The 10161-nt window shown below is 63.2% G+C and carries 8 protein-coding genes and 1 pseudogene; 5 read left to right on the top strand and 4 right to left on the bottom strand.

Annotated elements, in window-relative coordinates; all coding sequences use genetic code 11:
• Nucleotides 1-184 precede the first annotated feature (184 nt).
• From STE01S_RS21080 to STE01S_RS19235, 3 genes are all read right to left on the bottom strand, one after another.
• Nucleotides 185-511 carry a Rap1a/Tai family immunity protein gene (locus tag STE01S_RS21080; protein WP_223178489.1) on the bottom strand — a complete coding sequence of 109 codons (327 nt, stop codon included), beginning with the start codon at nt 509-511 and terminating at the stop codon, nt 185-187.
• A gap of 75 nt (nt 512-586) precedes the next feature.
• Nucleotides 587-991, bottom strand: a complete 405-nt coding sequence (locus tag STE01S_RS19240; RefSeq protein ID WP_228165648.1) for a PepSY domain-containing protein — start codon at nt 989-991, stop codon at nt 587-589.
• Nucleotides 988-1878, bottom strand: coding sequence for a DUF1259 domain-containing protein (locus STE01S_RS19235; RefSeq protein WP_008603797.1), 891 nt, complete (start codon nt 1876-1878; stop codon nt 988-990). The genes STE01S_RS19240 and STE01S_RS19235 overlap by 4 nt, the downstream gene beginning before the upstream one ends.
• A 168-nt stretch (nt 1879-2046) precedes the next feature.
• Here STE01S_RS19235 and STE01S_RS19230 point away from each other — a divergent pair, with 168 nt between their 5' ends.
• From STE01S_RS19230 to STE01S_RS19215, 4 genes and pseudogenes are all read left to right on the top strand, one after another.
• On the top strand, nt 2047-2997 hold the full coding sequence (locus STE01S_RS19230; RefSeq protein WP_025160483.1) for a chromate resistance protein ChrB domain-containing protein: 951 nt from the start codon (nt 2047-2049) through the stop codon (nt 2995-2997).
• 2 nt (nt 2998-2999) lie between these two features.
• On the top strand, nt 3000-4397 hold the full coding sequence (chrA, locus tag STE01S_RS19225) for a chromate efflux transporter (protein ID WP_008603799.1): 1398 nt from the start codon (nt 3000-3002) through the stop codon (nt 4395-4397).
• Between the two features lie 74 nt (nt 4398-4471).
• Nucleotides 4472-5140, top strand: a complete 669-nt coding sequence (locus STE01S_RS19220) for a superoxide dismutase (protein WP_017184236.1) — start codon at nt 4472-4474, stop codon at nt 5138-5140.
• A 157-nt stretch (nt 5141-5297) separates the two neighbouring features.
• A pseudogene (locus tag STE01S_RS19215) lies at nt 5298-6308 on the top strand (Cj0069 family protein); the annotation flags it as partial.
• An 84-nt stretch (nt 6309-6392) separates the two neighbouring features.
• Here STE01S_RS19215 and STE01S_RS19210 read toward each other — a convergent pair.
• Nucleotides 6393-6953, bottom strand: a complete 561-nt coding sequence (locus tag STE01S_RS19210; RefSeq protein ID WP_017184234.1) for a recombinase family protein — start codon at nt 6951-6953, stop codon at nt 6393-6395.
• A 173-nt stretch (nt 6954-7126) separates the two neighbouring features.
• Here STE01S_RS19210 and STE01S_RS19200 point away from each other — a divergent pair, with 173 nt between their 5' ends.
• Nucleotides 7127-10096, top strand: a complete 2970-nt coding sequence (locus STE01S_RS19200) for a Tn3 family transposase (RefSeq protein ID WP_082813446.1) — start codon at nt 7127-7129, stop codon at nt 10094-10096.
• The last annotated feature ends 65 nt before the right edge of the window (nt 10097-10161 follow it).

Here is a 10161-nt window from a genome sequence, read left to right as displayed (position 1 = left end):
AAGAGGCGTCACCTCAAGGTTTGTGCGCCAGACAACGATTTGGCAGACATAATGCGAACATCGGCTAATTAGCGAGCTTGAGGCGCGACATGGGATCGTTGAGCTGGCGGAATTCACCGCCAGGCGGACGCTCCGCCTGCCCTCAAAGGCAGCCGCCGGGCAGGCTACGCCGCGGGGTACGATGCTACTGACATGGCCAAGCCTTCGCTAACGAGCGTTCAGCTCCGGCCACCATATGAACACTCATAAAATAGCTATTCTGCTCCGCCCAGCGTAAATATGCCGCGCGCAGCGCCGATCGGTCATAGCGTGGAGCGCGGCATTCCGCTTTTCGCGCGACGATCATCATGTCGAGCACGCCTTGGAGGTAAGCGCCGCATCGCGGCTCATTCGCTTGACAGCTTACGAACAACGCCGAGCCCGTCGCCGACGCGGGTTCGGTTTGGCCGATCGCACTATCAGGCAGGGCGGCCAAAGCGGCGCATAACAATATCCATCGCCTTGGCCGCATTTTCGTCTCCTATTCCGCAGTATCATTTCGGAAGGGGCGCACGGCCCTCGACGGCCGGCGCCCCGTGCTGATCCATCATTCGCGGCCGAGCACCTGGCCTTCGGGCGTGACGAACAGTTCGATCGTCTTTCCGTCGCTGTTCTTGCCCTTGATTTCATAGAGCGTGCTTCCGTCCGCCTTTCGGGTGACTTGCTCCGCTTTGCTTATTGACGCGAGTTGCGCGCGTGCCGCGTTCATCGCGGCCTCGGGCACCTGAGCAAGCGGGATGTCTCGTTCGCTGTGCTTGCCGATTATCCGGTTTTCGTTCGCCTCGTGGTTTTGCGCGATCGCCACGCCCGCGATCGCCAGCGCGGCCGCGCCCACGCCTGCGACAACAGTGAGAGTTCGTTTGCTAGCCATGTTCCATTCCACTTCCTGCATAAGGGCCGTGGGGTCGGGCGGGCGGCGGTTACGGCCCAATGAGCCGTCGTCCGAGTTCAACTCCTCTGATTGTTCATCCTGTCGAGCGCCGCGCGCAGCCCACGGGCGAGCTTGGCTGCGTCGTCGTTGGCCCAGAAGTGCATGAAGAACAGCCGCGGCTCGTCGTTTAGCATATGATTATGCAGCGCCGTGACCTCGATCCCGTTCGTCCGCAGCACGCGCAGGACCGGATCGACCTCGTTTGCGACAAGTACGAAATCGCCGGTGATGGCGGCTCGGCCGTCCCCGGTTGGCTGAAAGTTGATCGCGGTCGCCGTGCCCATCGTCGGCGGAGTCTCCATATCGCCGTCCATCAGCCGCTCGGCGCGCGGAAAGCTGTATTGGAGGATGCCACCGGCCGTCTTGCCCTCACCGCCCATCAACCGGTTGAGCGCGGCCACATCGAGGTCGAGCCGCGATGCGGCTGCGCTGGCCGAAGGCGATTGCGGCGCGGCGAGCGGGGTCCGACTGGCTGATAGCGCTTGCCGGAGCGCGGCCGCGAGCTTCACCGGGTCGCCGTGGCCGGCAATGTGCATGTACATGGTCGCAGGCGAAGAGCGGAGCAGGTGATTGTGGAGCGCGGTGATCGTAAAACCGCTTGCGAGCAGGCGGCTCAAAACGGGGTTCACCTCGTCGTGGGTCAGCACGAGATCGCCCATCACCATCGCCTCGTCGCCCATCGGCTGAAACGCCGCCCAAGAGCCGAGCGCGAGGGAGGGCTTGATCGTCACCCCATCCAGCGTGACGCTCAGGTCCGAACGCGGGAAGCTGTAGCGGTGAACGCCCCCCGGCTGTTCGGCCCCCGCTCGTCCTATCGCCCGGTCGACAGCCGACCAGTCCGGCGCTGCCCATGCCGGGCTTGCCAGCAGGAGGCTGGCGAATCCCAAGGCGATGGTCTTTTTCAGCATAATTGATCCTTCATCAGCGCACTCGACACGGAAAGCCTCACGTCATGCGAGCGCGCCGCCGGCGAGCCGCGACATTGCGCTCCGGTTTCTTTCTTCGGGATAAGCAGTCCTATGCTCATGAGGCTTGTGATGCAACCCTTACACTTGTAGGCTAGTGACGATACAACTATGACAAACACACAAGCTTCCCCTTGGTTGCTCCTGATCCCGCAGCTTCCGGCTAAGCCTGCCTATTTGCGGGTGAAGGTCTGGCGGCGTTTGCAGGCGATCGGGGCCGCGCCGCTCAAGAACGCCGTCCATGCGCTCCCCAATCGCGAGGACACGCGCGCGCTGTTCGAAGAACTGCATCGCGAGATCACCGAAAATGGCGGCGAGGCGCTGATCCTCGAAGCGCGCCTTGTCGGCGGCATGGGCGATGCGGAGCTGCGCGGAGTGTTCGACGCTGCGCGTGACGCCGACTATGAGGAGTTGGCACGCGAGGCGCGCGCGCTGTGTGAGGGCGAGTATGTCGCGGCGGCGGATGTGGGCCGCCTGCGCAAACGCCTGAACGAGGTCGCCGCGATCGACTTTTTCGGTGCGCATGGTCGGCAGGCGGCACAGGCCGCCATCACCGAGGCGGACCGCCGCTCTCACCAACATCCCGATGTGAGCGGCCCCGGTGCGCCCGAGCTGACCCCGGCGGAGCTAAAGCGCCGCGTTTGGGTGACGCGCCGCCATGTCCATGTCGATCGCATCGCGTCCGCCTGGCTCATTCGCCGCTTCATCGACCCCGAGGCGAGCTTCAAGTTCGTCGAGGGCAAAGGATATGTGCCGGAGCCTGACGAACTGAGGTTCGACATGGCGGACGCTGAGTTCACCCACGAAGGCGACCGCTGCTCCTTCGAGACCTTGGTGTTCCTCACCGGTCTCGAGACCGACCCCGCGCTGCGGGCGCTCGGCGAAATTGTTCACGACCTTGATATTGCCGATGCTCGGTTCGAGCGCCCGGAAACTCCGGGAGTGAGCGCGCTTATCGCCGGCATCTGTGCCGGCACCGACGACGACGAGGAGCGGATCGCGCGCGGATCGACCGCGCTCGACGGATTCTATGCTCACTTCACCCGGCGAAAAGAGGACTAAAGATGGAGGCCAGCGCACGCGCTGAAATCGCAGTCGAGACGCTGCACGAGCACGGCATCAGCTTTGGCGAGGCGGTGCGCGTCTGGATCAGGGTCGCGCTGCTCAGCTTCGGCGGACCGGCGGGCCAGATAGCGGTGATGCATCGCATCCTGGTCGAGGAGAAGCGCTGGATCGGCGAGGAGCGGTTCCTCCACGCGCTCAACTATTGCATGCTGCTGCCCGGCCCTGAAGCGCAACAGCTAGCTGTCTATATTGGCTGGTTGCTCCATAAGACCAAGGGCGGCCTGGTCGCGGGCGCGCTATTCGTGCTGCCCGGCTTCCTCGCGATTTTAGGGCTCAGCTATGTCTATGTGCTGCTCGGCGAAGTGGCGCTGGTCGAGGGATTGTTCTTCGGATTGAAGGCCGCCGTGCTGGCGGTGGTGCTACAGGCGGTGGTCCGGGTGGGTTCGCGTGCCTTGAAGAACAACGTCATGCGCGGTTTTGCCGCGCTGGCGTTCGTCGCGATCTTCGTGCTCGACGTGCCCTTCCCGCTGATCGTGCTTGCCGCCGCGCTGATCGGCTTCTTCGGTGGCCGCGCTGGTTACGCCGCATTCAAGGGCGGCGGCGGACATGGTCCCGCCGGCGCTGAGATAATCCACGACCGCGACACCGCTCTTGGCGAGGGCCTTCCCGACCATGCCCGGCCGAACCTCTCTTGGTCGCTGCGCATCTCCGGCGTCCTGCTGCTGCTCTGGCTCGGGCCGGTCGCAGCGCTGCTGTTCGCGTTCGGCCCCGACGACGTGTTCAGCCGCATCGCCACCTTCTTCAGCCAGATGGCGGTGGTGACCTTCGGCGGCGCCTATGCGGTGCTCGCCTATGTCGCGCAGGAGGCAGTCGAGACCTATGGCTGGCTCCAGCCCGGCGAGATGCTCGACGGGCTCGGCATGGCCGAGACCACGCCCGGGCCGCTGATCATGGTGACGCAGTTCGTCGGCTTCCTCGCGGCCTTCCGCGAAGCGACCGGGCTGCCGCCGCTCGTCGCCGCGACCTTCGGCGCAATCCTCACCACCTGGGTTACCTTCCTGCCATGCTTCCTGTGGATCTTCGCCGGCGCGCCATTCATCGAGCGGCTGCGCGGCAACCGCGCATTGTCGGCCGCGCTTTCGGCGATCACCGCCGCAGTGGTCGGCGTGATCCTCAATCTGGCGGTCTGGTTTGGTATCCACACTCTGTTCGAGCAAGTCCGCGAAGTGCCGTTCGCAGCCGGCACCATCGATCTCCCAGTCCTAACGTCCGTCAACTGGCCGGCGCTGGCGCTCGCGGTGGGTGCGATACTCGCCATGTTCCGGTTCAAGGCCGGCATGCTGCCGGTGCTCGGCGTCTGCTCGGTCCTCGGGGCCGCATATGTAATGATCATCTGAAGGAGTGACGCGTGACGATCGACCATCTTTCCCGACGCAGTGCAATCGCAACTCTTGGCATCGGAGCCGCCGCCATGACTATCAACGAAGCCTCTGCGCAGACGCCGGCCGCAGCGCCGGCGGCTGTCCCCGCCTTTGCCGGAAATCATCAGGTCAAGCCGCTCAGGTTCAATCCCGCCAGGCTTCACGGCCTCTCCGAAAGGCTGATCACATCGCACCACGAGAACAATTATGCGGGCTCGGTCAAGGCCCTGAATATGATCGAGACACGACTTGCCGCCGCGCTCGCTGACACGGACCTGCCGCCGGTGGTCTATGGCGGATTGAAGCGCGAGGAGCTGCACCGCACCGGCTCGGTCGTGCTCCATGAGGTCTATTTCGACGGGCTCGGCGGCAACGGCCAGGCAGCCGGTTCCATCCGCGACGCGCTGGGCGCGGCGTTCGGCTCGTTCGACCGCTGGGAAGCCGACTTCCGCCGTACCGGGATGAGCCTTGCCGGCGGATCGGGCTGGTGCGTGCTCGTCTACAATCTCCACACGCGCTCGCTGCACAACCATTGGGCGTGGGATCATATGCACGGTGCGATTGCCGGCGTGCCGCTGCTCGCGCTCGATATGTACGAGCACAGTTTCCACATGGATTACGGCACCGCCGCCGCCAAATATGTCGACGCCTTCTTCCGCAACATCGACTGGGAAGTGGTCGACCGGCGCTATGCCGCGGCTTTGCGCGGCGGCGGCTGAACCCGACCGCCGTGGCTTAACACCCACTGCTGCGCGACACCTGAGTTCGCGACCACAAAGGGGACAGGTCCGATGGGGAGATGCAACAATGACATCCGGCCCGAACATCGCTCTTCTTTAGCGTGGGCAAGCAGCCGAGTGGACGCATCGCTTTCATGAAGCCCGGCAGTGGCCGATAATGCAGGCCTTGCGGGCGCTCGGGGCGACCGCAAGGCCTGTACTGTACAGGGACGAGGCGGTTCGCGAGATTCGGGACGAGCTGCTGTCGTGCGACGCAGTGCTGGTCTGGGTGAATCCGTTGGACATTTCAGGCGACCGCTCGCAGCTCGATCCAATGCTGCGCGAAGTCGCGGGGTGCGGCGTTGTCGTCAGCGCGCATCCTGACGTGATCGCCAAAATCGGCGTCAAGGAAGTGCTCTACACAACGCGATCCATGGAATGGGGCAGCGATGTCGATCGATACGTGGACGCTGAAGGCCTTCGCGCTCGTTTCCCCGAACATCTTGCCGCAGGCCCGCGCGTGCTGAAGCCGAACTACGGCAACGGCGGCAGGAATGTATGGCGTGTCCAACTAGACGAAGCGGGAAACGCTCCGGCTTTGAAAACGTCGGTGAAAGTTCAAGAGGCCCGCCAAGGAAGCAAATCGGAGCGCATCAGCCTAGCCGAGTGCTTGGAAAGGTGGGTGCCGTTTCTAAACGACGGCGGCGTGCTGATCGATCAGGCTTATCAGCCGCAGTCGTCCGAGGGCATGGTCCGCTGCTACGTGTGCGGGCACCGAGTGGTTGGCTTTGGGCACAACCTGATCACTGCGCTGATGACGCCAACGGCCATTGATACAACGTCGTCAACCCCACAGCCGATGGGCCGCGCTATGTTCGGACCGGAGGTGACGCGCTTCGCAGCCTTACGGAAAGCGATGGAGGATCGCTGGATTCCAGAGATGCAAAGGTTGCTGTCGATCGCCGACCACGATCTTCCGCTTCTTTGGGACGCCGACTTCCTATTTCGCCTTGGTGAAGCCATCAGCGATGGCTCCTATGCGCTTTGCGAGATCAATGCTAGTTCGGTTGCACCATTTCCGCCAAGCGCCGTCCAGCCAGTCGCCGCAGCGGCAATCGGTCGCGCTCTTGCCATTCGTTTGACGAAGGAGACCTCCAATCCTCATTGATATGATTCAAGCAATTCAAGAGACGTGACATTGGTCGTATCAATCAGACAAGCCTAAGGGTGAGCGAGGCTGGGTGAAACCGGCTCAGGTGGCAGCGCGGAGATACTGGTAGAGGGTTTCGCGACTGATCCCCAGGTCACGGGCGATGACGGCCTTGCGCTCGCCGTCATCAACACGGCGGTGCAGCTCGGCGACCATTTCGTCGGAGAGGGAACGTTTCCGCCCGCGATAAGCACCGCGTTGTCTGGCGACCGCAATGCCTTCGCGCTGCCGCTCCCGGATCAGGGCGCGCTCGAATTCGGCGAACGCACCCATGACCGAGAGCATCAGGTTGGCCATCGGGGAATCCTCGCCCGAGAAGGCCAGGCTTTCCTTCACGAACTCGATCCGGACGCCTCTTTTGGTGAGGGACTGAACCAGTTTGCGCAGATCGTCGAGATTACGCGCCAATCGATCCATGCTGTGGACCACGACGGTGTCACCCTCGCGGGCGAAGGCGAGCATGGCATCGAGTTCGGGGCGGTTGATGTCCTTGCCCGATGCCTTGTCGGTGAAAATCCGGTCGAGCGACTGCCCGTCCAACTGGCGATCGACATTCTGATCGAATGTGCTCACCCGGACGTAACCGATCCTCTGGCCTTTCATCGCCGCCTCCGGTCAAAATGTCAGGTTGAATTCTATGACACGGCGGAACATGCGTCAATAAATGCTTGCCATAACCCTATCCTGACAGAAACCGCCGCTGCATCCTGACGTCCGGTTAGGCTATACTCCAGATTGACGCTAGCCTGTCGCTCTCGACTCGGGATGGAGGCAGGATGGCGCGGCGGCGATTATTGACCGGAGAAGAAAGGCGTCGCCTGTTCGATATCCCCCATGACGAAACCGCGATCGTCGGCCACTATACCCTTGCCGCCGAGGATCTCGAACTGGTCGGTCGCCGCTATCGCCCTGCCAACCGCCTCGGTCTGGCAACGCAGATCGCGCTTATGCGGCATCCCGGCTTCGGTTTGCAGCCCGACGTCGACGTCCCCGATGCGGTCCTTCACTATCTCGCCGCCCAGCTCTTCGTCGATGTTGATGCGTTCGCCGACTATGGCCAGCGCGCGCAAACACGTAACGATCATGCCGACATTGCGGCACGGCATCTGGGGCTACACCCTTTTCGGCGAGGGGATATACCGCTCGCGCTCGATCTCGCCGCAAGAGCTGCGGAGCGGACCGATCGGGGCGAACCTATTGTCCGCGCATTGATGGAGGGGCTGAAGCAGGAACGCTTCATTCTTCCATCGGCAGACACGCTCGAACGTGCGGGCCTCGCCGGCAGGGCACGCGCCCGCAAAGCCGCGGCGGCGCTCATTGTCGAAAGCCTGGGTCATGCCGAACTGGCGCGGATCGATGATCTGATCGTCAACAACAGCGACTTCGGCATGACGCCGCTGGCCTGGCTGCGCAATTTCGAGGAAGCGCCCACCACGGCGAACATCAACGGGCTGCTGGAACGGCTACGCTATGTGCGCGGAATCGGCATCGACCCGGCGATCGGCGCGAAAATCCCCGACTTCCGGTTCGCGCAGTTCATGCGCGAAGGTGGCGTTGCGCCGGCGTTCCTGCTCTCCGATTATAGCCTTAACAGGCGCCGCGCGACGCTGATCGCGGCGGTCATCGACCTCGATGCCAGGCTCGCCGATGGTGCGATCCAGATGTTCGACAGGCTTGTCGGAAGCCTGTTCACACGGGCGCGGCGCGGGCGGGAAAGGCGCTATCAGGACAGCATCCGCTCGGTCGGCGAACTTATGCGGCTGTTCGGCGCGACGATCGCCGCGCTGGGAGAGGCGGTCGAACATGGCGGTAATCCGCTCGAACTGATCGACGAAGCGGTAGGCTGGCACAGACTGGTCGCAGCCAAATCGCAGGTCGATGCGCTGGCCGAGCTGGCGGGCGAAGATGCGCTTGTCGCGGCGACTGGTCGCTATGCGACGCTGCGGCGGTTCAGCCCGGCTTTCCTCGATACATTCACGTTCAAGGCATCGGGGAGCGGATCGCAACTGGTCAAGGCCATCGAGGTCATCCGCGATACCAATGCCCGCAAGGCCCGCAGCCTGCCCGAGGGCGTTCCGCTCCCATTCGCCAACCGGCAGTGGAAGCGCCTCATCACCGAAGGTGGCCAGGTCGATCGCCGGCGATACGAGACGGCCATCATGGCCACGCTGCGCGATCGGTTGCGCGCCGGCGACATATGGGTCGAAGGAACCCGCAATTATCGCCGCTTCGACACCTATTTGCTGAGTCGACGCGATGCCGATAAGGTGGCCGACAGCCTGCCATTCCAGACCGATGCGGCCGCCTATCTGGAGGAGCGGGCAAGGACGCTCGACTGGCGGCTGCGCCGTTTCGCCAAGCAACTCAAGGCGAACAGGCTCGCGGGCGTGGCGCTCGAACGCGACCGGCTCAAGCTGCAACCCATGCCGGCGATCACTCCACCCGAGGCGGAGGCTCTCGATCGCAGGCTCGACGCCTTGCTTCCGCGCGTGCGGATCACCGAACTCCTGGTCGAGGTGGCCGAGCGCACCGGGTTCCTGAGCGCATTTCGCGATCTTCGGTCCGGCAAGGAGCATGACAACCCGCACGCGATCCTCGCCGCCATTCTCGCTGATGGATCGAATCTGGGTCTAGAGCGCATGGCCAACGCCAGCGACGGGGTGAGCTACGCCCAGCTTGCCTGGACCCACAACTGGTATTTGTCGCCCGAAAACTATCAGGCCGCGTTGGGGATGATCGTTGCCGCGCACCATGATCTTCCTTTCACGCGCCATTGGGGAGCCGGCACTAGTTCATCCTCCGATGGGCAGTTCTTCCGCTCGGGCCGCAACCGATCGGCGGCGGCCGACATCAATGCGAAATATGGCAGCGAGCCGGGCCTGAAGATCTACTCCCACCTGTCCGATCATTTTGCCTCGTTCGGATCGCGGATCATGTCGGCCACCGCCGGCGAGGCCCCCTACGTGCTGGATGGCCTGATGCTCGGCGCCGGCGCGCTACCGCTGCATGAGCATTACACTGATACCGGCGGCGCGACGGACCATGTCTTTGCCCTTTGCCATCTTCTCGGCTTCCGGTTCGTGCCCCGTCTGCGCGACATCGCCGACCGGAAACTCGGCTCGATCGCCGCGCCTTCGACCTACAAAGGCATCGAAAGCCTCATGGGCCGCACGATCAAGACGGCGGCGATCGAAGCCGATTGGGATGACATCGTCAGGATCGTCGCCTCCATTAAGGAAGGAGCCGTTGCGCCCTCCGCGATCCTGCGCAAGCTGGCCGCCTACAAGCGCCAGAACAGGCTGGATTTTGCGCTGGCCGAACTCGGCCGCATCGAGCGGACGCTATTTGCGCTCGACTGGCTTGAACAGCCCGACTTGCGTCGCGCCTGCCAGGCCGGCCTCAATAAAGGCGAAGCACGTCATACCCTTGCCGCCGCGATCTACACCAACCGACAGGGGCGGTTCACCGATCGCTCGATCGAGAATCAGGAATATCGGGCATCGGGCCTCAATCTGCTGATCGCGGCGATTTCTTACTGGAACACCGTCTATATGGACAGGGCCGCCCAGCATCTCCAATCATCCGGCGGCACCTTCGATGATGCGCTGCTTGCCCATCTCTCGCCGATGGGCTGGGTGCATATCAGTTTGACCGGCGACTATCTGTGGCAAAGGGCAAACCGGCTCTCCCCTGGCGAGTTCCGCACCCTCAACGATCCCATGGCCCGCTTCAAACTCGTGGCATAGCCAGTGTTCTCATTATGTCCGCCAAATCGTTGTCTGGCGCACAAACCTTGAGGTGACGCCTAAGA

The sequence above is a fragment of the Sphingopyxis terrae subsp. terrae NBRC 15098 genome (genome assembly GCF_001598815.1).
Taxonomy (GTDB): Bacteria; Pseudomonadota; Alphaproteobacteria; order Sphingomonadales; family Sphingomonadaceae; genus Sphingopyxis; species Sphingopyxis terrae.
Note: the sequence above shows the minus strand (reverse complement) of the source record. Positions and strands in the feature narration are given on the sequence as shown.